This window comes from Streptomyces sp. SID5469 (assembly GCF_009862865.1).
In the GTDB taxonomy this organism is placed as follows: domain Bacteria; phylum Actinomycetota; class Actinomycetes; order Streptomycetales; family Streptomycetaceae; genus Streptomyces; species Streptomyces avermitilis.
Window position 1 is genome coordinate 4797508 of the sequence record NZ_WWIN01000001.1, and the last position, 25240, is coordinate 4822747.

General features: G+C 71.4%; 21 protein-coding genes and 1 pseudogene. 9 read left to right on the top strand and 13 right to left on the bottom strand.

Going from position 1 to position 25240, the window contains the following annotated elements; translation table 11 throughout:
- Positions 1-94: 94 nt before the first annotated feature.
- Positions 95-1213 carry a phosphoserine transaminase gene (gene serC / locus GTY58_RS20290; protein ID WP_010985314.1) on the top strand — a complete coding sequence of 373 codons (1119 nt, stop codon included), beginning with the start codon at positions 95-97 and terminating at the stop codon, positions 1211-1213.
- 144 nt (positions 1214-1357) lie between these two features.
- Here serC and GTY58_RS20295 read toward each other — a convergent pair whose 3' ends face one another.
- Both GTY58_RS20295 and GTY58_RS39715 read right to left on the bottom strand, forming a co-directional pair.
- Positions 1358-2338, bottom strand: a complete 981-nt coding sequence (locus GTY58_RS20295; protein ID WP_037645063.1) for a hypothetical protein — start codon at positions 2336-2338, stop codon at positions 1358-1360.
- A 10-nt stretch (positions 2339-2348) separates the two neighbouring features.
- The gene (locus tag GTY58_RS39715; protein ID WP_162604340.1) at positions 2349-2486 is read right to left on the bottom strand and encodes a hypothetical protein; all 138 of its coding nucleotides are present in this window, start codon (positions 2484-2486) and stop codon (positions 2349-2351) included.
- Between GTY58_RS39715 and GTY58_RS20300 the strand changes: the two genes are divergently transcribed.
- Positions 2473-3159: an SGNH/GDSL hydrolase family protein gene (locus tag GTY58_RS20300; protein WP_010985316.1), complete on the top strand. Its 687-nt coding sequence runs from the start codon at positions 2473-2475 to the stop codon at positions 3157-3159. The two genes, GTY58_RS39715 and GTY58_RS20300, sit on opposite strands and share 14 nt — an antisense overlap.
- A gap of 220 nt (positions 3160-3379) precedes the next feature.
- Here the strand turns inward: GTY58_RS20300 and GTY58_RS20305 are convergent, their stop codons facing one another.
- Both GTY58_RS20305 and GTY58_RS20310 read right to left on the bottom strand, forming a co-directional pair.
- A complete protein-coding gene (locus GTY58_RS20305; protein ID WP_010985317.1) occupies positions 3380-4174 on the bottom strand; it encodes a methyltransferase domain-containing protein in 795 nt (264 codons plus the stop codon).
- A 76-nt stretch (positions 4175-4250) separates the two neighbouring features.
- Positions 4251-5786, bottom strand: a complete 1536-nt coding sequence (locus tag GTY58_RS20310; protein WP_010985318.1) for an MFS transporter — start codon at positions 5784-5786, stop codon at positions 4251-4253.
- Between the two features lie 451 nt (positions 5787-6237).
- Here GTY58_RS20310 and GTY58_RS20315 point away from each other — a divergent pair, with 451 nt between their 5' ends.
- The 3 genes and pseudogenes from GTY58_RS20315 to GTY58_RS40805 form a co-directional block, all read left to right on the top strand.
- Positions 6238-6924: a sigma-70 family RNA polymerase sigma factor gene (locus GTY58_RS20315; protein WP_037644687.1), complete on the top strand. Its 687-nt coding sequence runs from the start codon at positions 6238-6240 to the stop codon at positions 6922-6924.
- A complete protein-coding gene (locus tag GTY58_RS20320; protein ID WP_010985320.1) occupies positions 6921-8030 on the top strand; it encodes a CU044_5270 family protein in 1110 nt (369 codons plus the stop codon). The genes GTY58_RS20315 and GTY58_RS20320 overlap by 4 nt, the downstream gene beginning before the upstream one ends.
- 31 nt (positions 8031-8061) lie before the next feature.
- Positions 8062-8163: pseudogene (locus GTY58_RS40805) on the top strand (Uma2 family endonuclease); the annotation flags it as partial.
- Between the two features lie 125 nt (positions 8164-8288).
- Here GTY58_RS40805 and GTY58_RS20325 read toward each other — a convergent pair.
- The 3 genes from GTY58_RS20325 to thpR form a co-directional block, all read right to left on the bottom strand.
- Entirely contained in the window at positions 8289-9281 is a 993-nt protein-coding gene (locus GTY58_RS20325; protein WP_010985321.1) for an aldo/keto reductase, read from the bottom strand.
- A 64-nt stretch (positions 9282-9345) separates the two neighbouring features.
- Entirely contained in the window at positions 9346-10398 is a 1053-nt protein-coding gene (locus GTY58_RS20330) for a zinc-binding dehydrogenase (RefSeq protein ID WP_010985322.1), read from the bottom strand.
- A gap of 331 nt (positions 10399-10729) precedes the next feature.
- Positions 10730-11302, bottom strand: a complete 573-nt coding sequence (gene thpR, locus GTY58_RS20335; protein ID WP_010985323.1) for an RNA 2',3'-cyclic phosphodiesterase — start codon at positions 11300-11302, stop codon at positions 10730-10732.
- A 39-nt stretch (positions 11303-11341) separates the two neighbouring features.
- Here thpR and GTY58_RS20340 point away from each other — a divergent pair, with 39 nt between their 5' ends.
- Entirely contained in the window at positions 11342-11860 is a 519-nt protein-coding gene (locus GTY58_RS20340) for a GNAT family N-acetyltransferase (RefSeq protein ID WP_037645061.1), read from the top strand.
- 43 nt (positions 11861-11903) lie between these two features.
- Here GTY58_RS20340 and GTY58_RS20345 read toward each other — a convergent pair whose 3' ends face one another.
- Positions 11904-13172 carry an MFS transporter gene (locus GTY58_RS20345; RefSeq protein ID WP_037644686.1) on the bottom strand — a complete coding sequence of 423 codons (1269 nt, stop codon included), beginning with the start codon at positions 13170-13172 and terminating at the stop codon, positions 11904-11906.
- 205 nt (positions 13173-13377) lie between these two features.
- Complete coding sequence (locus tag GTY58_RS20350) at positions 13378-13815, bottom strand: MarR family transcriptional regulator (RefSeq protein WP_010985326.1); 438 nt, start codon at positions 13813-13815, stop codon at positions 13378-13380.
- 193 nt (positions 13816-14008) lie between these two features.
- Between GTY58_RS20350 and GTY58_RS20355 the strand changes: the two genes are divergently transcribed.
- Positions 14009-14191, top strand: a complete 183-nt coding sequence (locus GTY58_RS20355) for a ribbon-helix-helix protein, CopG family (RefSeq protein WP_010985327.1) — start codon at positions 14009-14011, stop codon at positions 14189-14191.
- 18 nt (positions 14192-14209) lie between these two features.
- Here GTY58_RS20355 and GTY58_RS20360 read toward each other — a convergent pair whose 3' ends face one another.
- Positions 14210-15661, bottom strand: a complete 1452-nt coding sequence (locus GTY58_RS20360; RefSeq protein ID WP_010985328.1) for an NCS2 family permease — start codon at positions 15659-15661, stop codon at positions 14210-14212.
- 259 nt (positions 15662-15920) lie between these two features.
- Between GTY58_RS20360 and GTY58_RS20365 the strand changes: the two genes are divergently transcribed.
- The gene (locus GTY58_RS20365) at positions 15921-16187 is read left to right on the top strand and encodes a DUF2530 domain-containing protein (protein WP_010985329.1); all 267 of its coding nucleotides are present in this window, start codon (positions 15921-15923) and stop codon (positions 16185-16187) included.
- Between the two features lie 156 nt (positions 16188-16343).
- On the top strand, positions 16344-18737 hold the full coding sequence (locus GTY58_RS20370) for an HAD-IC family P-type ATPase (RefSeq protein ID WP_010985330.1): 2394 nt from the start codon (positions 16344-16346) through the stop codon (positions 18735-18737).
- Between the two features lie 12 nt (positions 18738-18749).
- Here the strand turns inward: GTY58_RS20370 and GTY58_RS20375 are convergent, their stop codons facing one another.
- From GTY58_RS20375 to GTY58_RS20385, 3 genes are all read right to left on the bottom strand, one after another.
- Positions 18750-19634, bottom strand: coding sequence for a hypothetical protein (locus tag GTY58_RS20375; RefSeq protein ID WP_037644685.1), 885 nt, complete (start codon positions 19632-19634; stop codon positions 18750-18752).
- A 277-nt stretch (positions 19635-19911) separates the two neighbouring features.
- Entirely contained in the window at positions 19912-23196 is a 3285-nt protein-coding gene (locus GTY58_RS20380; protein ID WP_010985332.1) for a hypothetical protein, read from the bottom strand.
- A gap of 475 nt (positions 23197-23671) precedes the next feature.
- On the bottom strand, positions 23672-24598 hold the full coding sequence (locus GTY58_RS20385) for a DUF3027 domain-containing protein (RefSeq protein ID WP_010985333.1): 927 nt from the start codon (positions 24596-24598) through the stop codon (positions 23672-23674).
- Positions 24599-25240: the final 642 nt, after the last annotated feature.

A 25240-nucleotide genomic window follows, 5' to 3' on the forward strand; every position in this document is an offset into this window, starting at 1 on the left:
GGCGGGGGCGATAAAAGGACCAGTTCGTGGACACGGCGTCTCACCCGACGGACTGCGTTACGCCCCCGTTTCCCGGACCGGATACGCTCCGTCCGTGGCTGAGATCCAGATTCCTTCCGACATCAAGCCCGCTGACGGACGTTTCGGCGCGGGTCCCTCCAAGGTGCGGACAGAGGCGCTGGACGCCCTGGCCGCCACGGGCAGCTCCCTGCTCGGCACCTCCCACCGACAGGCGCCGGTCAAGAACCTGGTCGGCAAGGTCCGCGAGGGCGTCAGCGAGCTGTTCTCGCTGCCCGAGGGCTACGAGGTGATCCTCGGCAACGGCGGCTCCACAGCGTTCTGGGACGTCGCGACCCACGGGCTGATCGACAACAAGTCCCAGCACCTCAGCTTCGGCGAGTTCTCGTTGAAGTTCGCGAAGGCCGCGAAGCTCGCCCCCTGGCTCGCCGAGCCCACGGTCATCTCCTCCGACCCGGGCACCCACCCCGAGCCGGCCGCCGAGGCGGGCGTGGACGTCTACGCCTTCACGCACAACGAGACCTCCACCGGTGTCGCCGCCCCGATCAAGCGCGTCGCGGGCGCCGACGAGGGCTCCCTGGTCCTCGTGGACGCCACCTCCGGCGCGGGCGGCCTGCCGGTCGACATCACCGAGACCGACGTCTACTACTTCGCCCCGCAGAAGTCCTTCGCCGCCGACGGCGGCCTGTGGCTCGCGGTGTTCTCCCCGGCCGCGATCGAGCGCGCCGAGCGTATCCACGCCTCCGGCCGCCACGTCCCGGAGTTCTTCTCGATCCCGACGGCGATCGACAACTCCCGCAAGAACCAGACGTACAACACCCCGGCCCTCGCCACCCTCTTCCTCCTCAACGAGCAGCTGGAGTGGATCAACGGCCAGGGCGGCCTGGACTGGGCGGTGGGCCGCACGGCGGCCTCGTCGAGCGCGCTGTACGGCTGGGCCGAGGACGTGAAGTACGCGACCCCGTTCGTCACCGACCCGGCCAAGCGCTCGCAGGTCATCGGCACGATCGACTTCGCGGACGAGGTCGACGCCGCCGCCGTCGCCAAGGCCCTGCGCGCCAACGGCATCGTCGACACCGAGCCCTACCGCAAGCTCGGCCGCAACCAGCTCCGCGTCGCGATGTTCCCGGCGATCGACCCGGCGGACGTCGAGGCGCTGACGAAGTGCATCGACTACGTGATCGAGAAGCTGTAACTCCTTCTCGTACGCCGACGAGGGGCGCCCGGCATCAGCCGGGCGCCCCTCTGTCATGTCCCACGCTCGTGTCGCACGCTCATGCGTTCCACGCTCTTGTGTTCGGACGCTCATGTCCCGCGCAGTCGTGCGACGACCCGGGCGTCAGCCCCTGCGCAACAGCCGCTTGACGCCGAGGCCCAGGGCCAGGGCGACCGCGAGGGCGAGGGCGCCGACCTTGTAGTTCGCGTGTGAGCCGTCGCTGTCGCCGTCCTGCGCGGAGGCCGAACCGCCGCCCCCGGAGGGCGACTTGGCGCCGGAACCGCTGTAGCCCGGCACGCTCCCCGGCTTCACCGCGCTGTCCGCCCCCTCGCTCCCGTACATCAGCTCCGAGCCGTCGGCGGTGTACGTGACGGACTCGCCCTGCCGCTGCAACGGCACGCTGAGCTGCCCCTGCCGTTTGATCTTCCCGCCGTTCCACGTGTACGCGATCCCGCCGAAGTAGCCGCGTACGGCGAGCTGCTTCCCGTCGGGCGAGAAGGCGGCGTCGGTGGCCCACAGGCCGACGGCGCCGAGGGGCTCGAAGACGTTCGTCCCGGAGGCGGAGAGCCGTGCCGGGCCCTCGTACAGGTGCCCGCCGTCCTCCTTCTTGTCGACGATGTAGACCCGCCCGGTCTTCGGATGCACCATCAGCGACTCCGCGTCGCGGGCTCCGTCCGCGTACTTCACGACGTACTGCGTGGCACGGATCGTCTGGTCCTCGAGCACCTTGGGCTCGGGCAGTTCGTAGATCCACACGTGGTCCCACTGGCCGCCGAGGTTGTCGCCGATGTCGCCGACATAGATCTCGTTGCCCGGGCCTATGGAGATGGCCTCGACGTCGCGCGGCGAGCCGACGCCGCTCAGGGTGACGGTGGCGACGGTCTTCCCGGTCCGGCTGTCCACGGCGTAGAGGTACGGGCCGTCGTCGCTGTCGTTGTGCGTCCAGTAGACACCGGGGTGCAGGCGCGAGGCGGCGAGGCCGCTGGACTCGGTGATCCGGGAGTCCCCGATGGTGAACCCCTCGTCCCCGTCGGCGGCGACGGCGGGTGCCGACAGCACGACGAGCAGGGCGGACCCGGCGAGGAACGGAAACGATCGGCGCATGCGCATGGGCTCAAGCCTGCCATCCCGGACGCATGTTCACCCCGCCGTACGCGGCGTTGCGGCGCCGCACCCACGTGTGCAGCCTCACATCACCGGGGGAGGTGCCGGCCGTGCCGATCCACGATGATGAGCGGATGCTCAGGTTCATGCCCGTAGGCGACTCCCAGACGATCGGAAGCGCGGGCGAACACACATGGCGTTACCGGATGTGGCAGCATCTGCGCGCCGCGTACGGCGGACCGTTCCGGATCGTCGGCCCGCGCGAGACGCTCTACGACAAGGCCACGGACGCCCCCGACTCGTACGAGTACGCGGACCCGGACTTCCCCCGCGCCCACCTGGCCGGCTGGGGCGAGGGCTGGCTGCACATGGCCCCGCTGATCGGCGAGGCGGTCCGCACCTGCCGGGCCGATGTACTGCTGGTGGCGCTGGGCCTGATCGACCTGGGCTTCTACACGAACGCGCCCCAGACGGCGGAGAACGTCCGGTCCTTCGTGGCCGAGGCCCGTACGGCGAACCCGCGGATCCGGATGATCGTGCTTCCGGTGATACCGAACGTACGCGCGGAGTCGGACACCGCCTTCGCCGCCGAGGTCGCGTCGTTCAACGAACTCCTGGCCAAGGCGGTCGCCGACCTGGACGAACCCCAGTCGCCCCTGCTGCTGGCCTCGCCGCCGCCGTCGTACGACACCGACTTCGACACCTACGACGGAACGCACCCGAACGCGAGCGGCGAGCACAAGATCGCGGAGGCCTTCGCGGAGGCGATGTACCAGGCCTGGGACGTCGGCGAGCCCTACGCCGCCGCCGACTTCGCCTGACCGGAGGCGGCGGGGAGCGCCGACGTGAAGAGGGGGTCGGCGTCGGGCCCGCGGTCCCCGAGCGTGCTGTCCAGGTGGACGTGGGTCATGAGGGCGTACGACGTCCGCGGTGAGACCCCGGTCGGCTCCACCGAAGGCGCCGGCCCCCTCCCACTCCGATGACATCGCGATCGGTGTACGTGGTCATGCGCCAACCCTCCGACCTGAACCAAGGTCGAGGTCAAGTGCTCCGGGCCGGTCCGCCGGACGGGCCCTGGGTCCGGGCGGTCACCAGCGCGAAGGAGAGGAACTCCCCGGCGTCGGCGGTCAGCATGTCGATGACCGGCTGGTGGGCCGCCCGCCCCTCCGGCAGGTGCTCCGCACCCGCACGGCTCCACAGCAGCCAGTCCCGCCAGGCGTCCTCCTGGAGCCGCGCGGACGTCACCGTCACCAGCTCGGTGATCTCCCACTGGAACCGCCACCACTCGGCGGTGTGCCAGGCGATGGCCTCCCAGCCGACCAGGGCCTTGATGTGCGGGGGTATCGCGCCGAGTTCGCGGATCTCGCGGGTCAACGCGGGCGTGGCGATGCCCAGTTGGCCACCCGGACGCAGGAACTTCACCAGGTACGGCAGGTAGCTGTCCGCCGTACCGAAGTACTCGAACGCGTCGATGCTCACGATCGCGTCGAAACTCCCCTCCTCGAAGGGCAGTTGATGCGCCTCGGCCCGTACGGCCGCCACCTGCCCGCCGACGCCCGCCGCCTCGAAGACGGCCGTCGCCTCGTCCGCCCCGATCCACCAGTCGGCGGCGACGACGTCGACGCCGTACTCCCGCGCGAGGAACACCGACGTCGCCCCCTTCCCGGAACCGAGGTCGAGGACCCGCATGCCCGGTCTCAGGTCCAGGTCCCGCGCGAGGTCCTCCAGCAGCCACAGGGGGTTGGGGCCCATGTCGAGGCCGAGCAGCCAGCCGGGGTCGTAGGCGGAGGAGCGGGGGTAGCGGTCCGGGCGTACGAGTGCGTCGAGAGCGGTCACAAGGGACGAGCCAAGCGGATCAGGGGGTGCGGGACAACCGGGTTTCGGGGGACCGTACGGGTGCCCGGGGTGGACGTCAGCCCATGTGGACCGGGGCCGCGCCCTCGACGTGCCGCTGCTTGCCGGCGTTGACGGCCAGGGCGGTGACGGCCAGACCGGCGAGGAACATGCCGGCGGCCGCGGCGAAGGCCATGGTGTACCCGTGGGTGAGCGCGTCGCCCGCCTCGGCGACCAGGGCGGAGTCCTTGGCCGCCAGGCCCCGGTAGAGGGCTCCGGCCGCCTCCGGCAGCTTGTCGTCGGCCGCGGAGGTGGAGACGGTCGACAGGACGGCGAGGCCGAGTGCGCCGCCGATCTGCTGGGCGGTGTTCAGCAGCGCCGAGGCCACTCCGGTGTCCTCGTGGGAGACGCCGCTGACCGCGCCGAGGGTCATCGGGACGAAGCTCATGCCCAGGCCGAGGGCGGTGACGAACATGGCGGGCATCAGATGCCCGGCATACGAGGAGTCCGGCTCCAGCGTCGCGAACCAGAACATGCCCACGGCCGCGACCAGCAGCCCCGGCCCGGCGATCACCCGCGGCGCGAACCGGGCGACCAGCTTGGAGCTGACTCCCGCGGCGGCCGCCATCCCGAAACTGAACGGCAGAAACGCGAAGCCGGTCCTGACCGGGCTGTAGCCCAGGATCAGCTGCGCGTACAGCGTCAGGAAGTAGAAGGTCGCGAACATCCCCGCGCCGATGAACAGCATCGTGGCGTAACTGCCGGAGCGGCTACGGTTCTTGAACAGCCGCAGCGGCATCATCGGGTGCGCGGTCCGCGCCTGAAGCCACAGGAACGCCGCCAGCAGCACGGCCGCCGCCGCGAAGGAGGCCAGCGTGAGCCCGCCCGTCCACCCGTGTTCGCCGCCGCGCGTGATGCCGTGGACCAGGGCGATCAGCCCACCTGTGCCGGCGATGGCGCCGGGCACGTCCAGACGACCGGGGTGACGCTCGGCCTCGACGAGCGTCCGCGTCCCGGCCAGCACCGCGAGCCCGATGGGAATGTTGACGAAGAACACCCAGCGCCAGTCCAGTACGTCGGTGAGCGTGCCGCCCAGCAGCAGCCCGACCGTCGCGCCGACGCCGCCCATGGCCGCGTACACACCCATCGCCGTATTACGCGGCTTTCCCACGGGGAACGTGGTGGTGATGAGCGCCAGCGCACTGGGCGCGGCGAGCGCGGCTCCGACGCCCTGGAGAATACGGGCGGCGATCAGCAATCCCTCATTCGGCGCGAGCCCGCCCAGCAGGGACGCCAGTGTGAAGACGGCGATGCCCACCTGGAACATCTTCCGCCGCCCGAAGAGATCCCCCGCTTTTCCGCCGAGCAGGAGGAGTCCGCCGAAAGCCAGCGCATACGAGTTGACGATCCACGCCAGGTTCGCGTCGGACACACCCAGGTCCGTCTGAATGGCGGGCAGGGCGATGTTGGTGATCGTGGCGTCGAGAACCACCATCAGCTGGGCCGCGGCGATCACGACCAGGGCGAGTCCGAGATGCCGGCCGGCGGACGGGGAACCGGCGCCGGATGTGTCCGGCCCCGCGGGGGCGACGACAGCCGTGCTGTCAGCAGACATGGAAATACTCCAAAGGTGGGCTGGAAACATTTCCCCGGAGCATGAAAGCGACCCGAAAAGTCAACTTCAATTCCGAGAAGGAAAGCCGGGGCGAACGGAATCCAACGAAACGGGACGCCCACGCAATGCAATCCGAGACGAGGTGCCGACACGGCACAACCCGGCCTCGGGACGAGCGTCCACCATAACAGCCGTACCTCCTTGAAGGCGGCGAATATGGGATTTGCATTTCCGACCTGAGCGTGGTCTCACGAAAAGGCGAACGAAAAATGTGTCCACAATTTCCCCCGAAAAGCAAACCGGTGACCCGACGCTCATTTCACGGCTCCGGTCACCGTGCGTATCGTTGCGGTACGCGCACGGCTGCCCGTCCGGAAGGATTCAGTGCGTGTGACGTACATCACGGGAAGCCGAAGGGTGTGGGCGACAGCTCAACGTTGTGAGCATTCCTTTGCGTACCCGGGTGCGGGCCGGGAATTCGAGCGCGTTCGCGGAGCTGTACGACAGCTACGCCCGCGCGGTCTACAACCATGCCTTCCGGCTCACCGCCGACTGGTCGACGGCCGAGGACGTGATGGCCACGACCTTCCTGGAGGCCTGGCGGCTGCGTGAACGGGTCGACCCCGAGGGCGGCTCCCTACGGCCCTGGCTGCTGGGCATCGCCACCAACACCGCGCGCAACCAGTACCGCAGCAACCGTCGCTACCGTGCCGCCGCCAACGCCGCCGCCGCTGCCCAGCTGTCGGTCCCCGACCACGCCGACGAGGTCGCCGGCCGGATCGACGACCGGCACCGCCTCGCGACCGCCCTCACCGCGCTCGCCGCCCTGCGCCGACCCGAACGCGAGGTCATCGCGCTCTGCCTGGGCGAGGGCCTGGACTACGAGGCCGCGGCGGAGGCCCTGGGCATCCCCGTCGGCACCGTCGCCTCCCGGCTCTCCCGCGCCCGCAAGAAGCTGCGCGCGCTCGCCGGGGCCGAAGCGGACGCCCGCCCGGCAGCCAAGTCGGCGTCGGCATCGGCGTCGGCGTCGGCGTCGGCGAAGAAAGTTCGCGGGAAGCGGGAAGGCGCCCGCCCCGGCCGACAGACAAGAGGCGATCACGCACACGCGATCCGGCCCGCACAGGAAGGAAACCGATGAACGCGAACACGTCCCGGCAGCACCCGGCCGAGTGGGAAGAGGGCGCACAGCTCTTTACCCGGACGGCGCGCGACCTGCCGACGGGCCGTCACCAGTTCCACAAGGAGCGTCTGATGGCCCAGATCCAGCAGGAGCAGCAGGAGCAGCGGGGCGAGCACACGGGCAGGTCCGCGGTCCCGGCGAAGACGCGGCGGCTGCGGCTGCCGCGCCCGGCGATCGTCCTGCCCGCGATGGCCGCCACCGTCGCCGCGGCGGTCGTCGCCGGGGTGGCGATGTCCGACGGCGGCGGGGTCAGGGACGGCGGTGTCGCCACCGGACCGGCCCTGACCGCCGAGGTGGGCGCCGCGACCAGCAAGGGCCTACCCCAGCTGCTCGACCAGATCTCGCTGGTCGCCGCCAAGGAGTCCCACCCGGTCGTCAAGCCCGGCCAGTACGTCTACATCGAGTCCAAGACGGCCGACACCTTCCTGAAGACCGTCGACGACAAGACCAGCCTGGCCAGCCACGCGCTGCACCGCCGCCAGGTGTGGAACTCCCCCGACGGCACCAAGGGTTGGCTCATCGACCCCGCCGTCAACACGGACTCCGCGGGGGAGACCCTGAGCCTGCCCGACGAGCAGGGCAACACCCCCAAGGGCAGCCTCAACTACCCGACGTACGACTACCTCGCCAAGCTGACCACCGACCCCGACCAGCTCCTCGCCCTGATCTACAAGGAGACCAAGGGCCAGGGCAACACCCCCGACCAGCAGGCCTTCACCACCATCGGCGACCTGCTCGGCGAGAGCTACCCGCCGGCGGAGCTGTACTCGGCCCTGTTCAAGACCGCCGCGAAGATTCCCGGCGTCGTCGTGGTGCCGGAAGCGGTGGACGCGGTCGGCAGGACCGGGATCGCGGTGGCCCGCCTGGACGAGACCAGCGGTCAGCGCGAGGAGTGGATCTTCGACAGGAAGACCCACGTCTTCCTCGGCGAGCGCTCCGTCCAGGTGAAGAAGAACACCGGCACGGAGGCCCTGATGAAGCCCGGCACGGTGACCTTCACCAGCGCGATCCTCCACCGGGCCGTCGTCGACGGCATGAAGCAGGCACCGTCACAGGCGGGCTGACCGCCCCACCACCTCGTACCGCGACTCACCGGACTACGCGACCGAGACGAGGCTCTCCTTCGGAGACGACGTGGACCTCGCCGACACCGTCGTCGGCCTCACCCTCAAAACCGACGAGTTCCCCCGCGCCTGAGCCCGCTCACGGCCCGGGTCGTGGTGGCCGCCGTTCCCTCCAGGGCCGTTCCCTCCAGGGGCCGTTCCCTCCAGGGGCCGGCCGGAGCCATGGCGGCCACCACGCGAAACCATCGGTTTACGACGTCACCAGGCGAACGCTTCAGGTGACGGCCCCGGGCCCGGGAAGATCTCGTCCAGGCCGGACAGCAGTTCCTCCGACAGCTCCAGCTCGACGGCGCGCAGGGCGGAGTCGAGCTGTTCGGCGGTGCGGGGGCCGACGATGGGTCCGGTGACTCCGGGGCGGGTCAGAAGCCAGGCCAGTGCGGCCTCGCCGGGCTCGACCCCGTGCTTGTCGAGCAGATCCTCGTACGACTGGATCTGCGCGCGGATGGCGGTGTTGGCCAGGGAGTCGGCGGCCCGGCCGGAGGCGCGTCGGCCGCCCTCGGCCTCCTTCTTGATGACACCGCCGAGCAGTCCGCCGTGCAGCGGCGACCACGGGATGACACCGAGCCCGTACTCCTGCGCGGCCGGGATGACCTCCATCTCGGCGCGGCGCTCGGCGAGGTTGTACAGGCACTGCTCGCTGACGAGCCCGATGGTGCCGTGGCGGCGCGCGGCGATCTCGTTGGCCTGGGCGATCTTGTAGCCGGGGAAGTTGGAGGACCCCACGTACAGGATCTTCCCCTGCTGCACCAGCACGTCGACGGCCTGCCAGATCTCCTCGAAGGGAGTCGAGCGGTCGACGTGGTGGAACTGGTAGATGTCGATGTAGTCGGTCTGGAGGCGCTTCAGACTGGCGTCCACCGCCCGCCGGATGTTCAGGGCGGAGAGCTTGTCGTGGTTGGGCCAGGGGTCGCCGCCGGCGGCCATGTTCCCGTACACCTTGGTGGCCAGGACCACCTTGTCGCGACGGTCGCCGCCCTGCGCGAACCAGTTCCCGATGATCGATTCCGTACGGCCCTTGTTCTCGCCCCAGCCGTACACGTTGGCGGTGTCGAAGTAGTTGATGCCCGCGTCCAGCGCCGCGTCCATGATCGCGTGGCTGTCGGCTTCGTCGGTCTGCGGACCGAAGTTCATGGTGCCGAGGACGAGTCGGCTGACCTTGAGTCCTGTGCGTCCGAGCTGCGTGTACTCCATGAGGTCCCAGCCAACGCCTTCGAGCCCGCTCGAAGCAAGCATGGCGAAGAGCCGGTTCGGCTCGTCAGGGTCGCGGCGGCGCCACCGCGAGCACCGCCTTCCCCCGGTTCGCCCCCGACTGGAGTACCCGGTGGGCCTGCGGTGCGTCGGGCAGGGCGTACTCGTCCGTGATGTCGATGTGGAGGTCGCCCGCTGCGGCCAGGGCGAGGGCCGCGAGGGCGTGGGTGCGGACGAGGGCCGGGTCACGGCGGGCGAGGTCGCCGATGTTGTAGCCGGTCAGGGTGCGGTTGTTCTTCCAGAGGGGGAGGACGGGGAGCCGCAGGTCGGGGTGGCGGCCCGCTTCTCCGTACACCGCAAGGCGGCCGAAGGGGGCGAGCACCTCGAAGCCGGCCAGGCGGGTCGGGCCGCCGACCGGGTCGAGGACGATGTCGACGCCCCGGCCACCGGTGGCCGCGCGGACCGCGTCCCCGAAACCGTCGCGCACGAAGACCGCGTCGTAGCCGAAGCGCTTCGCGTACGCGGCCTTTTCGGGGGTGCCGACCGTGCCGTACACAGCCGTGGCTCCCAGGGCGCGGGCGATCTGTGCCGCCGCCGAGCCGACGCCTCCGGCCGCCGCGTGGATCAGTACCGTCTCGCCGGGGGCGATGCGAGCCGCGCCGGCGAGGACACCGTACGCCGTGGTCAGGACGAGCGCCGCGCCCCCGCCGGTGCGCAGGTCGAGGCCACCGAGGGGGAAGACGAAGGCGGCCGGGGCGACGACGTACTCGGCGTACCCGCCGCCGTCGGGGAGATACGCGGCCACGGCATCGCCGACGGACAGGCCGCGCGCCCCGTCGCCGTCACCGAAGGACCGGCCGCTCACCCCCGTGCCGTCACCGACCGCCGGGCCCGTCACGCCGTCGCCGAGCGCGGCGATGTGACCGGCCGCCTCCAGACCGGTGACCGTCTCGCCCTCGGGCGCGCCGAAGTCGCCCAGGCGGTGCTGGACCTCGCCGTAGTTGACGCCGGCGTAGGCGACGCGGATCAGGACCTCGCCGGGACCGGGCTGAGGGTCGGGGAGTTCGACGAGGCGCAGCACCTCGGGTCCGCCGGTCTCCCTGAACGCGATCGCCTTCATGTGTGTGCCCCCCCAGGGGCGCCGCCGGGCGCCCATGATCCGCACGTCCTGTGTGACGGTCGAACCCCGGAGCCGTACGCCCCTATTCCCGGGCCGGCCCCGGAGGCGTTCGCCTGGCAGCCCCCCGGCGCTCGCCGGGGAAGGCGGGGCAGGCAGGGCAGGCGGGGAACGGCACAGCGGTGGCGGCGGCGGTCTACTGTCCGACCGCCGCCGCCAGCGCCACGACGACGAACATCAGCACAAGCACACCGGCCATGATCCGGTTACGGGTCTTCGGGTCCACGCCCTTGAGCCTAACCGCCCCCGCCCGCCCGTCCTCAGGCGCCCGCTCTCAGGCGCCCGCCCCGAGCGGCCATCCGGCGACCGTCTCGTACCGGGGCTGCTCACCCGGCACCCCCGACTTCGGCAGCCGGCTGCGTACGAGACACAGCTCGCCCACCGTCCACGTGCGGCTCGCGAAGGTGTCGAGGGCCTCGACGTAGGGCCGCGCGTCGACCGCGTCGCGGCTGCGCGCCACCGTCAGATGCGGGCGGTAGCGGCGGTGCTCCCCCATCGGCACGCCCGCCCTCCCGGCCGCCGCCTCCGCCCGCTCGGCCAGCAGCCGCAGGGTGCCCAGGTCGCCCTCCGCGCCCGCCCACAGCGCCCGCCCATGGCCGAACTGTCCTCCGCCCCGCACCGCCAGCGGAAAGGGCGCGGTCCGCCGGGCGGCGCGCTCCAGCCGTACCGAGAGCTCCGGTACGAGTTCGTCGTCGACCTCTCCGTAGAAGGCGAGCGTGAAGTGCCAGCCGGGGCGGCCCGTCCAGCGCAGCCCGTCCGCTCCCGGCAGCCGGTGCAACTCGTCGACGGCAGAGGCGAGTTCCCGGACCACGTCATCGGGTGGCAGCACCGCGGCGAAGAGTCTCATGACGTCACCTTCCCAGAGGCCTACCCTGCTCGCATGAAGATCAGCATGAAGATCAGGAAGGGCACCACCGACGACATCCCCGCCATACTCGGCCTGCTCGACGGCGCGGTCGCCTGGCTCGTCTCGCAGGGGCGCACCCGGCAGTGGGGTACCCGGCCGTGGACCGAGCGGCCCGGGGCGGTGGAGATGGTGCACACGTACGTGGCCGCCGGCACTCCGTGGATCGCGGAGGTCGACGGCGTCCCCGCGGGCACGCTCACCCTCAGCGAGGGCCCCGGCGGCTACGTCGCCCCGGCGGGCGAACCCGAGCGGTACGTGCATCTGCTCGCCGCCGACCACCGGTTCGCCGGCCACGGCGTCGGCGGGGCCCTGCTCGCGCACGCCGCCGAGGAGACACGGCGGGCGGGGGTCTCCCTGCTGCGGGTCGACTGCTACGCGGGGGACGACGGCAAGCTCGTCGCGTACTACGAGGGCAACGGCTTCGTCCGGACGGAGCCCTTCACCGTGACCGTCGACGGCGCCGACTGGCCGGGGCAGGTGCTGGCACGGCGGGTGTAGGCCCGGAGGGTGCGGGCGCGTCGGCCCGCCCTCCGGGCGCGGCTCACGCCGCCGTCGCCAGCTCGCGCTCGCGCGGGACGAAGCGAACCTGCGGATGCCCGTGGTGCCAGCCGACCGACAGGCGCAGACCGCCGACGCGGGCCAGCACCAGGCCGATCGTGACGGCCGCGAGGGCCGAGACGAGACCGCCGGCGGCGAAGCCGACCCTGGCTCCGTACGCGTCCGTGATCCAGCCGACCACGGGCGCGCCCAGCGGCGTACCGCCCATGAAGACCATCATGAACAGGGCCATGACGCGGCCGCGCATGGCCGGGTCGGTGCCCATCTGGACGGCCGTGTTCGCGGTGACGTTCACCGTCAGACCGAACATGCCGATCGGGACCATGAGGAGCGAGAAGAGCCACAGCGACGGGGCGACGGCCGCCACGATCTCCAGCGCGCCGAAGGCCACCGCCGACGCGATCAGGACCCGCAGCCGGGCCGTGCCGCGCCGGGCGGCCAGCAGCGCGCCCGCCACCGAGCCCACCGCCATCAGCGTGTTGAACAGGCTGTAGGCACCGGCGCCCGCGTGGAAGACGTCGTCCGCGTACGCCGACAGCCAGACCGGGAAGTTGAAGCCGAAGGTGCCGATGAAGCCGACGAGGACGATCGGCCAGATCAGCTCCGGGCGGCCGGCGACATAGCGGAGGCCTTCGCGCAGCTGGCCCTTGCCGCGCGGGGCCCGCTCGACGACATGCAGCTCGCGGGAGCTCATGAGGAGCAGGCCCGCGATCGGGGCGATGAAGGACAGGCCGTTGAGCAGGAACGCCCAGCCCGTGCCGACGCCCGTGATCAGGACACCGGCCACCGCGGGGCCGATCAGGCGGGCCGACTGGAAGTTCGCCGAGTTCAGGCTGACCGCGTTCTGCAACTGGCCGGGGCCGACCATTTCGGAGACGAAGGACTGCCGGGCCGGGTTGTCGACGACCGTGGCGAGGCCGACGGCGAAGGCCGCCAGGTAGACGTGCCAGACCTGGACGTGGCCGGAGAGGGTCAGGAAGGCGAGGGCGAGACCGGTGACGCCCATCGCCGACTGGGTGGCGAGCAGCGTGGGGCGCTTGGGGAGGCGGTCGACGAGGACGCCGCCGTACAGCCCGAAGAGCAGCATCGGCAGGAACTGGAGCGCGGTGGTCACACCGACGGCGGTGGACGAGCCGGTGAGGCTCAGCACCAGCCAGTCCTGGGCGATGCGCTGCATCCAGGTGCCGGTGTTGGAGACGACCTGGCCGGTGAAGAAGAGGCGGTAGTTCCTGATCCTCAGCGAGCTGAACATGGAGGAACGCCTGGGTGCGGACGGGGAGTCGTGGGCGGCAGGTGCGGGGGCGGAGTCTGCTCCGGATCCCGTACTCAAACGGATTCGCCTCCTTGTGATGGGCGGCTGCCTACGCGCGGGTGGGGCCGCGTCTTACAGGTGTGCGGTTGCAGGTGGGGCAGTTGCAGGTGGGGCAGTTGCAGGTGGGGCGGTTACACGTGGGCGGTTACAGATGGGCGAGCTTCTCCAGTACGGGGGCGGCGGCGCGGAGTTTCGCCCACTCGTCGTCGTCGAGCCCCTCGACCAGACCGGCCAGCCACACGTTGCGTCTGCGGCGGCTCTCTTCGAGCATCGCCTCGGCCCGCTCGGTCTGCGTGACGACCTTCTGGCGCCGGTCCTCGGGATGCGGCTCCAGCCTGACCAGCCCCTTGCTCTCCAGCAGGGCCACGATGCGGGTCATCGAGGGCGGCTGGACGTGCTCCTTGCGGGCGAGTTCGCCGGGCGTGGCGGAGCCGCAGCGGGCGAGGGTGCCGAGCACCGACATCTCGGTGGGGCTCAGCGACTCGTCGACCCGCTGGTGCTTGAGTCGGCGCGAGAGACGCATCACAGCGGAGCGAAGGGCGTTCACGGCGGCAGCGTCGTCGCCATGGGTCAGGTCAACCATGTTCTTTAGATTAACTCATTACTCTCGCTAAAGACCACCCGGGCGCGCGGCCCCATCCGTGACTCCCGCCACTCCTGCCCACCGGCCCCAAGGAAATCCGGCGGAAACACCCAAGCCGCACGCCTCACCCATATGAGTGACCCGGCAGCGGAAAGTGACACGCCACCCACCCGGGTCCGGCGACCCTCGTCGCATGGGGACCAGCGTGCTCAGCCTGCGGATAGACGGGGAGCTGCTCGAGCGGCTCCGGCACCATGCCGCCAAAAGGGGAATGAGCGTCCAGGACTATGTCGTCCGGACGCTCATTCGGGATGACTTCGACGAGCGGTTTCAGGCCGCCGTCGACGAGACGGAGAAGTTCTACGGGGTCACGTGATCACGTGACCCCCGCCGGTCATGTGAGACCCAGCGCCGGCATCAGGTAGTAGAAGCCGAAGACCGCCGCCACGACGTACATCGCGACCGGGATCTCGCGGCCCCGGCCGGCGGCCAGGCGCAGCACCACGAAGGTGATGAAACCCATGCCGATGCCGTTCGTGATCGAGTAGGTGAACGGCATCATCATCATCGTCACGAAGGCCGGGATGGCGATCGTGTAGTCCGCCCAGTCGATCTCCTTGACCGAGTTGGACAGGATCAGGAAGCCGACCGCGAGCAGCGCCGGGGTGGCCGCCTGGGACGGGACCATCGTGGCGACCGGGGTGAGGAAGAGGGCCACCGCGAAGAGGCCGCCCGTGATGATGTTCGCGAAGCCCGTACGCGCGCCCTCGCCGACGCCCGCCGTGGACTCCACGAAGCAGGTGGTGGCGGAGGAGGAGCTGGCGCCGCCCGCCGCGACCGCGATGCCGTCGACGAACAGGACCTTGTTGATGCCGGGCATGTTGCCCTCGGCGTCGGTGAGCTTGGCCTCGTCGCTGACGCCCATGATCGTGCCCATCGCGTCGAAGAAGCACGACAGCAGCACGGTGAAGACGAAGAGGATGCCGGTCAGCGCGCCGACCTCGCTGAAGCCGCCGAAGAGACTGACCTTGCCGATCAGGCCGAAGTCGGGGCTGGCGACCGGGTTGCCCGGCCACTTCGGGGTGGTCAGGCCCCAGGACGGGACATGGGCGACGGCGTTGATGATCATCGCGAGGACCGTCATCGCGACGATCGAGATCAGGATCGCGCCCGGCACCTTGCGGACGATCAGCGCGAGGGTGAGCAGCGCGCCGAGGACGAAGACCAGGATGGGCCAGCCGTTGAGGTGGCCGTCGGTGCCGAGCTGGAGCGGGACCGTGGTGTGGGCGGCGTCCGGGATGCGGGAGACGAAGCCGGAGTCGACGAGCCCGATCAGCATGATGAACAGGCCGATACCGATCGAGATGCCCTTGCGCAGCCCGAGCGGCACGGCGTTCATGACGCGCTCGCGCAGACCGGTGGCGACCAGGAGCATCACCACCAGGCCGGCGAGTACGACCATGCCCATCGCGTCCGGCCAGGACATCCGGGGCGCGAGCTGGAGCGCGACCACCGTGTTCACACCCAGGCCCGCGGCCAGCGCGATCGGGACGTTGCCGATGACACCCATGAGGAGCGTGGTGAAGGCGGCGGTGACGGCGGTCGCGGTGACCAGCTGGCCGTAGTCCAGCTGGTGGCCGTACATGTCCTTGGCGCTGCTGAGAATGATCGGGTTCAGCACGATGATGTACGCCATCGCGAAGAAGGTGGCGAAACCGCCGCGGATCTCGCGGGACAGCGTGCTGCCCCGCTCGGAGATCTTGAAGTAGCGGTCGAGGGCGCCGTATGCGGGCCGGTCGCCCGGCTGCTCGGGCGCGGGAACCTTGGCGGGGGCCGAGGTGGACATGCGTGACCTCATGCGGGTGCGGGGGATGGGAACGTCGTCAAACGTGATCGAGCTTGATCGAGTCTGGCTGCCGCTCGATCACCAACAGGTTTCCCCCACGTTTCTGTTGGTGTTTCGTACGAACAGAAGGAGCCAGACTCCAACCGTTTCAGTATGAACATATGAGAAAGAAATCTCCATCTCCGCGCGTAGACCCTTGGTATACAACGGCTCCACGGGCGTGGACGTGACCGCCGGAGCCGCCTCGTAAGCTGTGCGCATGGCGAAATGGACCCCCACGCACGAGGCGCCGGAGCCCCTGGAGGGCCCCGTGGTCGCCACCATCACCGGCGGCACGATCCTGTGGTTCGTCCTCTTCCTGGTCCAGCTCCCGTTCTACGGCTGGTTCGACGACCACGGGCACACCTGGTGGGTGTGGACCTGCCTGGCCGGCGCCGGTCTCGGCCTCATCGGCATCTGGTACGTGCGGGGACGGGACGCGGCGATCAAGCGGGACGCCGCGGAGAAGCAACCGCAGGTGAAGTAACCGCAGCGGAAACAGGCGCAGCAGAAGGGGGCGCGGCGGGCACGACCGCCTACGTACGACCACAGCACCACTCTCCGCCGCCCGCCCTCCTCCCCTGGTCGGATCTTTGGGGCACTCGGCAGGTGAAGGTGTATATCCGCACGTACCGTCGAATGCATGACCCACATCGACGCGGGCGCCGAACTCGATCCTGTGCACCCCATGCCCCTCCCCGGGCGGGCGCGAGGACTGAGCACCGCCCAGGTGGCCGAGCGGGTTGCCCGTGGCGAGGTCAACGACGTCCCCGTGCGCAGCAGCCGCTCCCTCGGCGAGATCGTCCGCGCCAACGTCTTCACCCGCTTCAACGCGATCATCGGCGTGCTCTGGCTGGTCATGCTGTTCGTGGCGCCGTTCCAGGACAGCCTCTTCGGATACGTGATCATCGCCAACACCGGGATCGGCATCATCCAGGAGTGGCGGGCGAAGAAGACCCTGGACTCGCTCGCGCTGATCGGCGAGGCGAAGCCGACCGTGCGCCGGGACGGGGTCGCCTCCGAGGTCAGCACCTCCGAGATCGTGCTGGACGACGTGATCGAGACCGCGCCCGGCGACAAGATCGTGGTCGACGGGGTGTGCGTCGAGACCGACGGCCTGGAGATCGACGAGTCGCTGCTGACGGGCGAGGCCGATCCCGTCGTCAAGCACGCCGGCGACTCGGTCATGTCCGGCAGTTTCGTGGTCGCGGGCGGCGGCGCGTTCAAGGCGACGAAGGTGGGCCGGGAGGCGTACGCGGCACAGCTCGCCGAGGAGGCGTCCCGGTTCACGCTGGTCCACTCCGAGCTGCGTACGGGCATCTCCACGATCCTCAAGTACGTGACGTGGATGATGGTCCCGACCGCGATCGGCCTCGTCATCAGCCAGCTGGTGGTCAAGCAGAACGACTTCAAAAACTCCGTCGCCCGCACGGTCGGCGGCATCGTGCCGATGGTCCCCGAGGGGCTCGTGCTCCTCACGTCCGTCGCCTTCGCGATCGGCGTCATCCGCCTCGGCCGCCGCAACGTCCTGGTGCAGGAACTGCCCGCGATCGAGGGGCTCGCCCGCGTCGACACCGTCTGCCTGGACAAGACGGGCACGCTCACCGAGGGCGGCATGGACGTCACGGAGCTGCGGCCGCTCGGTGGCGCCGACGAGGCGTACGTACGGAAGGTCCTCGGCGCGCTCGGCGAGTCCGACCCGCGGCCGAACGCGTCCCTCCAGGCGATCATCAACGCCTACCAGGACAGCGACGACTGGCGCTGCACGGAGTCGCTGCCCTTTTCGTCGGCCCGCAAGTACAGCGGGGCGTCCTTCAGTGAGGGCAACGGCGAGTCCAGTACGTGGCTCCTGGGCGCCCCCGACGTGCTGCTGCCCGCCGACGACCCGGCGCTCGCCGAGACCGAGCAGCTCAACGAGCAGGGGCTGCGGGTGCTGCTCCTCACCCGCGCCGTACGGGACCTGGACGACCGCGAGGTGAAGACGGAGGCGCGGCCCACCGCCCTGGTCGTCCTGGAGCAGCGGCTGCGGCCGGACGCCGCCGACACCCTGCGCTACTTCGCCGAGCAGAACGTCCACGCCAAGGTGATCTCCGGCGACAACGCGGTGTCCGTGGGCGCGGTGGCAGGAAAGCTCGGGTTGACCGGCGGCGTGGTGGACGCGCGCGCACTTCCCGCGGAGCGGGCGGAGATGGCGAAGGGGTTGGACAAGGGCACGGTGTTCGGGCGGGTCACCCCGCAGCAGAAGCGGGACATGGTGGGCGCGCTCCAGTCACGCGGGCACACGGTGGCGATGACCGGCGACGGCGTGAACGACGTACTGGCCCTCAAGGACGCCGACATCGGCGTGTCGATGGGCTCGGGCTCCGAGGCGACCCGGGCGGTCGCGCAGATCGTGCTGCTCGACAACAGCTTCGCGACGCTGCCGTCGGTGGTCGGGGAGGGCCGCCGGGTCATCGGCAACATCACCCGCGTGGCGACCCTCTTCCTCGTGAAGACGGTCTACTCGGTGCTGCTGGCCGTGCTGGTGGTGTGCTGGCAGGTGGAGTACCCGTTCCTGCCACGGCACCTGACGCTTCTGTCCACCCTGACGATCGGCGTCCCGGCGTTCTTCCTGGCCCTCGCCCCCAACAAGGAGCGGGCGAAACCCCACTTCGTACGCCGGGTCATGCGGTACTCGATCCCGGGCGGGGTCCTGGCGGCGGTGGCGACCTTCGTCTGCTATCTGCTCGCCCGCCACCACTACACCGGGCCGGGCGCGCTGGACGCGGAGACCAGCGCCGCGACGCTGACGCTGTTCCTGATCTCCATGTGGGTGCTGGCGATCATCGCCCGGCCGTACACCTGGTGGCGGATCTGCCTCGTCGCCGCGATGGGCGGGGCGTTCCTGCTGGTGCTGGTCGTGCCGTCGCTCCAGCAGTTCTTCGCGCTGAAGCTGGTCGGCGTGACGATGCCGTGGCTCGCGGTGGCCATCGCGGCGGTGGCGGCGGCCACCCTGGAGTTCCTGTGGAAGTGGGTGGACCGCCGCTTTCCCGCGTGAGCGGTGCGGGGTTTACTGCACGTCGATGGCGTCGCCCGCGGAGTCGACCGCCGGGGTCGTGGACGTGCCCGCGAAGGAGTAGCGGAAGGTGCCGTCGGCGGAGGCCGTGACGGTCGTCTTCAGGTTGCCCTTGCTGTCGGACTTGATCGTCTTGAGGGTGGTGAAGGTGCTGCTGCCCTTCTTCTTGAACTGCAGCTTCACGGACTGGCTGGTGTAGCCCGCGTACTTGCCGGTGTCCCAGTTGGCGCGGGTCAGGGCGCCGGTGACCGTGATGGTCCGGCCCTTCTTGACCGGCTCCGGGGAGGCGTTGACGGTGAGCTTCGAGTAGCGCTGGACCTTGGTGGTGCCGAGGTCGCCCTGCACCGTCTCGTCCCCGTCGGCCGTGATGGCGAGACCGCCCGCCTTCCACGTGGCGGCGTCGGCGTTCACCAGGTCGCCGTCGCCCGGGCGGAGGTAGATGGTGCCCACGCAGCTGGCGACGGTCGTCGACGTGGCGGTGCAGGTCGCCGGCTCGTCGCTGATGAAGACGTTCGTCGGCTCGTCGACCGAGGAGCCGCGGTAGATGAGCGGGCCGTTGGCGAAGTTGTCCTCGCTCATGTCGAGGTCGGCGGCGTGCGTCAGGGTGTACGTGACGGGGATCGCGACCTCCTTCGTCGTGCCCACGACGATGTTCTTGCTCTTGTTCACCTTCATGTCGGAGAAGGTGACGTCGAGGTCGGCGGCGGTGCCCGCCGTGGCGGGCCGGAAGCCGGACTTGCCGGAGGCGGCGGTGGACAGCCCCCAGGCGTGGGCGATGTCAGCGCGGGACACCGAGTCGGCGGCCTGCGCGGCCGGTACGGCGAAAGCGGAGAGGGCCAGGGCGCCGGTGGCGGCGGCCACAGTGGCACGTATGCGCATGCATTCCCCAAGTGGAGAGGGGCCCACGGTTCGTCGTCACGTGGGGCCCGAGTTTGGCGTGAGTCTGTTGACTCGCGTGTTCAGATCCATGCCTCATGCGAATGGTTGTACGGGCAGGTGAATCTTTTGTGCCCGCATTACCTGAGGCGCGGTCTGAAGCACGCACGGGAGCACGAACTGCGCGAAAAGGGCTGCGAGGGCCGCCCGTACGACTCCGGTACGGCCCCCGTCGTCCTGCACGACGTCCTGGATGTCGTCCTTCACGTCGTCCTGGATGTCAGTCGAACCAGCGGTCCCGCGCCAGCTCCTCCGTGCGGGACGGGTCCTCGATGAGCGCGGCCACCTCGAACCGCCGCGGCCACTGACCCGCCGCCCAGGCGAGGCCGGCTGCGACGCCCTCCAGGGTGGACGCGTGCAGCACGCCGTCCCGGGTGCGGCGCCAGTCGAGTTCGGTGCCGTCGACGACCAGCTCCTCGTGCTCCACGTACGACGCCGGGGTCGACGGGCCGAGCAGCACCCGCACCGACTCCGGTACGTCGTGTTCGACGCCCTCGGAGTCCACCTCCCCCGTCACCGACTCGCTCAGCCGCCGCACCTGGAACAGCTCGGCGAGACCGGCGGCCCTGGACGGGGGTACGGGGAGCAGCGGCGTCCCGGCGGTGAAGGGCAGCAGGTCGGGCGAGTCGACGACCACGGCGTCGGCCGCGTCCACCACGACGACCTCGCCGTCGACGACGGCCCGCAGCTCGTCCGGCAGGGTCACCCGCTCCGGGTCGAGGTCGGCCAGGAAGCCGTAGAGGGCGTGCAGCTGGGCGCCCGAGACCTCCCGCTCCGGATCGGCGAGCCGGTCGAGCAGCTCGGCGGCGCCGCCCGGCTCGTCGAGGAGGGCGGCGACGGAGGTACGGACGCCCAGCGCCCGCAGTACCTGCTCGTCGTCGAACCCGGTGGCGTCGGCCTCGTCGTACAGGCCGCGCAGCAGCGGATCGCCGCCCGCGGCGCGCAGACCGGCGGGGCGGCGGCCGTCGAGCACGGGGTGTCCGCGCAGCCACCAGGCGGTGTACGGCCGTACGACCTCGTGCGTACCGTCCGGGAGCAGGATCCGTACCGGCTGGATCAGCGCGTCCCGCAGCGGCGGCCGCGACAGCAGGGCGAGGGCCTGGGGCCAGCAGTCGTCGTCGACGAGGTCCAGGTCGCGTACCGCGACGATCTCCGTGGCGACCGGCGGCACCGGCGTGTCGGGCAGCCGGTCCAGGACGTCCTCGCACCACACGTCGACGGCGTCGAGGAGTCCGGCGTCATCGGGTTCCGCGAAGTCGGAGTCGCGGGGCTCCAGTTCGTCCGGGTCGAGGACGACGTCCGTGGTGCGGACGAGGGCGAAGTCGGCGAGCACACCGCAGGCCGCCAGGGGCTGCTCGCCCCAGCGGTCGGCCAGCTCGGCGTCGACGAAGGCGAGCTCGCCGTCCCGCATGACGCGGGCGAACGGGCTGCCGGGCAGGACGAGTTCGCCCGCGGGCGCCGGCTCCCCCTCCTCGTCGGGGAGGGCGAGGGCGCCGAGCCAGGGCTCGTCGCCGGGTTCGAGGCCCGCGTCGCGGACGAGGGCGAGGACGGTGTCGGCCAACTCCTCGGCGTCCGGCCCCTCCTGGTCCCAGGCAGGGGCCTCGTCGTCCAGGGAGGCGGCGACGGCGGCGCGCACCTGAGGGGTGGTGAGGACGGCGCGGGGGGTGGCGGGGAGGGCGCCGAGCTTCTCCAACAGGGGATGGGCGGCCTCCGGGTGCGCCACCTTCAGGCCCAGCCGGGCCAGGGCCTCGGGAGCGGCCTGCGGCCCGTCGGCGGTGGGCAGGAGGACCTGGCGGGGCCCGATGGTCGTACGCCCGTCGGCGAGCGGCACGGGCAGCCCGGACAGCCGGTCCGGGTCGACGCCCGCGAGGCTGTCGTACAGCCGCCGCCACCAGCCGGGGTCCTTCTCCAGCCCGGCCAGCCGGTCCACGGCCTCCGTGAGCGGCACCCGGGCCACACCGAGGGTGCGCAGCTCCACCCGGCGCTCGAGCCCGGCGGGCAGCAGGCTGGGCAGCACCTCGGCGAGGACGCGTACGGTGTCCGCGCCCGCCCCCTCCACCACCTCGGCGTCACGGGGGCGCAGGGCGACGGGGGCTACGGCGTCCCAGTCGGCGGGGTCCTCGGCGGGACTCTCCGCCGGGCCCTCTGCGGCGGCCTGCCGGTCGGCGGCCTGCCGGTCGGCGCCCTCGGCGGCGGGCGGCAGGAACGCGGTGCGCGGCAGCCGGTCCAGGATCGCCTGGCGCAGGGCGCCGTCGAGGACGCCCTTGCCGAGCGGGCCGGGGACGAGACCGATGATGCCGGGGGTCACCGGCCGCCAGGCGGCGAGAAGTCCGGCGTACGCGTCGGCCGCCCGCTCGACGAGGAAGTCGGTGAGCGGGCCCGGGGCGGCGTGCCGGCGGCTGGTGTCCAGCGGCAGGGAGGCGATGAGCAGGGCGGGAACGCCGAGGGGCTCGTCGCTGGGGGTGGGCGCGTGCACGACCGGCGCGGTGCGCGGGAAGGCCGGGACACCCTCGGAGTCGAGGGGGACGGCCCAGGTCACGGACCAGTGCGGACGCAGCCGCTCCTCGACCGAGCGGCCGGCCAGCAGTTCGGGGGCCAGGGGGCCGTGCTGGGAGACGGTGCGCCAGCGGGTGGTGCCGTCTCGGGTGTCCTCGATGCGGACGGTGCGGTGCGCGGTGGTGGTCCGGTCGGCGCCGGAGGGGTCGGGCGCGACCTGCCCGGCGTCCGTACCCGTACGGTCCGCGGCGGCGCCGTGTTCCGTGCCCTCGGTCAGGCGCCGCAGGGTCCTCGCGTCCCCCTCGCCCACCTCCACCACGACCTCCTCCAGGCCCGGCAGGGCGAGCAGGAGGGCATCGTCGATGCCGGTCAGCAGGCGCTCGGCCAGATCCTCCGCGGCGGTGTCGCGCAGCGGCAGGACGACGACGGTGTCGTACGTCTCCGGGGCGGTGCCCTCGGCGGCGAACGGCAGCCTCAGCAGCGGCACATGGCCGTCCCGGCGGCGGACCTCGTCGCCCAGGCCGGGGCTGTGCCGGGCGGTGTCCGCGGCCAGTTCGCGGGCCTCGGCGAGGAACCAGCGGACGCCGCCGTGCCGGCCGAGTACGGCGGGTTCGTCGGTCACGGAGAGCACGGCGGCGAAGCCGACGCCGAACCGCCCGACGGCGCTTTCGTGCCCCTCCCGCTTGGCGGAGGCGCGGAGCGTGGACAGGGACTCGACGCCGGCGGCGTCGAGCGGGGCGCCGGTGTTGGCGGCGGCCAGGACGCCGTCGCGGAGGGTGAGCCGCAGGCGGCCCGGGACACCGGACCGGGCGGCGGCGTCGGCGGCGTTCTGGGCGAGTTCCACGACGAGCCGGTCGCGGTAGCCGCCGAGGACGAGGTCCTCCTCGGCGTTGGCGTCCTCGCGGAACCGGGCCGGGCTGATGGCCCAGGCGTCCAGCACTCCGCGCCGCAGACGCGCCGTCCCGAACGGGTCCGCGCCCTCGGCTGCCGGCCGCACGAACTTGCTCACGTTCACTCCCTCATCGGCGTGCGACGAAGGTACCGCGAGGTGGGGCGACCGTCGCACGCGAAGACGTCCGGCGCGGGTGACTGCCGTCGGCTGGGGGGGCCACGGCCGACGCCGGCTGCGGTGGACTGCCGTCGGCCGGGATCCACGGCCGACATCGGCTGCGGTGGACTGCCGTCGGCCGGGATCCACGGCCGGCGTCGGCTGCGGGGCCTCCCGGTCGGCGTCGGCCAGGGCCCTACGGCTGCCTTCGGCCACACGTGCCCAGGGATCGCGTGGGCCGCGAGCACCCGTGGCTGCGGTCAGCCACGAACCCCGGCAGCCGCCGACGCTGCGCTCGCTGCCATCGCTGTCGCCGTCAGGTACGAGCTGCCGTCACTGCCGTCAGCCACGGGCACGCGTCGCCGCCCTCACTGCCGTCAGCCACGCGCACGCGTCGCCGCCGTCAGCGGCGAACCCGCGCAGCAGCCGCCGTCGGCTACGAGTGCCCCAGTTCCGCCGAGGACTCGTCCGTCGTCTCCGGGACCGAACCCGAGTCGGGGGACGGACGCAGCGGGAACGGGTCCACCTTCGTCTCGTCGATGACCGGCTCGGCCGGACGCGGCGGCTTCGGCATGACCGCCGCCTCCGAGTGCCCCCCGCACCCGTACGCCAGCGACACCACGCGCCCGTCCGCCGGCGAGAACTCATTCGCACAGACACCGAACGCCTGTCCGAGCGATCCCCCGATCCGGTTCAGGAAGCCGCAGCTGACGCACGCCGCGGGCGCGGCCTGCGCCATCGGCGTCTTGGGGCCGAACGCCTCTTCCCAGCGGTCCGCGGCGATGTGCAGCCCGTAGCGCGAGAGGACCCGCGCCCGGCGCATGCCCAGTTCCTCCGCCACCGCCGCGATCGAGCCGCGCGTCGGCGGGATCGGCAGCTTCGCCGGAGCCCCGCCCGCGACCTCCGCGTCCTCGGCTTCCACCAGCTCGGCCATCTCCTCGGAGACCGCGGAGTTCGGCAGTGGCTCGTCCTCGCCCGTGTAGCCGGGCTCCAGCCGGAGGTCGTCCGCCTCGGTGGGCAGAAGATCGCCGGGGCCCATGTCACCGGGGCGCAGCCGCTCGCTCCACGGCACCCACTCCGGTGCGAGCAGCGCGTCGTCGCCGGGCAGCAGCACCGTCTCGTCGAGGGTCACGACCTTCGCGCGGGAGGCCCGGGCGACCGTCACCGCCCAGCGCCAGCCCCGGTACCCGAATTCCTTGCACTCGAAAAAGTGCGTGACAACGCGGTCACCCTCGGAGACGACTCCCACGTGCTCGCCGACGACGCCGGGGGCGGCGGCCTCCTCGGCGGCGGCGCGCGCGAGGTCGACGGCCTCGGTGCACAGGCGGTCGGGGGTGCGGCTTCGCGTTGTCGCTGCGCTCACAGGTATCGCTTCTCTCCTACGCCGTCTCACGAGTGCGCCATCCCTCGGCGGGAGTGCGGACGGAGCGGACCAGGGGGCCGCGTCGACGTCCGCGCCCGATCGCGCTCGGGCGCACCTACGTCATCCATTCTGCGGGATGACCGAGAGGCGCGCGGCCGAGAACAATCGCCGCAGGCGCGCTACGCACGCTACCTGCTCCGAGCCCCTGGGCCCACACCGGCGGGACTCTTCGGCGCTCCGCGGTGACAAAACAACCGACGGACCGGGGCGGGAACCCCCGGTGGATCGGCGGAGGAATCCACACCAGTCGGGCACGCACGACCGCCGCCCCCGGCCCGCACAGCCGCCGGATCGAACACGGCCAGCCGCCCCGAGGCCGCCCCGATTCCACACAGACAACAACCGAATCCGGCACGACCAGCCACCAGATCCGGCCCGCACAACCACCGGATCGGTCACCACCGGCCACCCCGATCCGGCCCTGACAACCACCCCGATCCGACACAGACGACCACCCCGGTCCGGCACCACCACAGCCCTCGACCAGCCCCGTACAGACAGCTCGCCGGGTTCCGCGCGGGTGGTCGCCGGGGGTGGCGGTGGCAGGGGATCCGCTCGGGCTCCGTACAGCCTCGCGCAGCG

Bases quoted from the DNA above. Each gene is read 5' to 3' on its own strand.
- GTY58_RS20295 (WP_037645063.1), bottom strand. From the start codon at position 2,338: ATGCGCCGATCGTTTCCGTTCCTCGCCGGGTCCGCCCTGCTCGTCGTG.
- GTY58_RS20300 (WP_010985316.1), top strand. From the start codon at position 2,473: ATGCTCAGGTTCATGCCCGTAGGCGACTCCCAGACGATCGGAAGCGCG.
- GTY58_RS39715 (WP_162604340.1), bottom strand. From the start codon at position 2,486: ATGAACCTGAGCATCCGCTCATCATCGTGGATCGGCACGGCCGGCACC.
- GTY58_RS20310 (WP_010985318.1), bottom strand. From the start codon at position 5,786: ATGTCTGCTGACAGCACGGCTGTCGTCGCCCCCGCGGGGCCGGACACA.
- GTY58_RS20320 (WP_010985320.1), top strand. From the start codon at position 6,921: ATGAACGCGAACACGTCCCGGCAGCACCCGGCCGAGTGGGAAGAGGGC.
- GTY58_RS20325 (WP_010985321.1), bottom strand. From the start codon at position 9,281: ATGGAGTACACGCAGCTCGGACGCACAGGACTCAAGGTCAGCCGACTC.
- GTY58_RS20330 (WP_010985322.1), bottom strand. From the start codon at position 10,398: ATGAAGGCGATCGCGTTCAGGGAGACCGGCGGACCCGAGGTGCTGCGC.
- thpR (WP_010985323.1), bottom strand. From the start codon at position 11,302: ATGAGACTCTTCGCCGCGGTGCTGCCACCCGATGACGTGGTCCGGGAA.
- GTY58_RS20345 (WP_037644686.1), bottom strand. From the start codon at position 13,172: ATGTTCAGCTCGCTGAGGATCAGGAACTACCGCCTCTTCTTCACCGGC.
- GTY58_RS20350 (WP_010985326.1), bottom strand. From the start codon at position 13,815: ATGGTTGACCTGACCCATGGCGACGACGCTGCCGCCGTGAACGCCCTT.
- GTY58_RS20355 (WP_010985327.1), top strand. From the start codon at position 14,009: ATGGGGACCAGCGTGCTCAGCCTGCGGATAGACGGGGAGCTGCTCGAG.
- GTY58_RS20360 (WP_010985328.1), bottom strand. From the start codon at position 15,661: ATGTCCACCTCGGCCCCCGCCAAGGTTCCCGCGCCCGAGCAGCCGGGC.
- GTY58_RS20365 (WP_010985329.1), top strand. From the start codon at position 15,921: ATGGCGAAATGGACCCCCACGCACGAGGCGCCGGAGCCCCTGGAGGGC.
- GTY58_RS20370 (WP_010985330.1), top strand. From the start codon at position 16,344: ATGACCCACATCGACGCGGGCGCCGAACTCGATCCTGTGCACCCCATG.
- GTY58_RS20375 (WP_037644685.1), bottom strand. From the start codon at position 19,634: ATGCGCATACGTGCCACTGTGGCCGCCGCCACCGGCGCCCTGGCCCTC.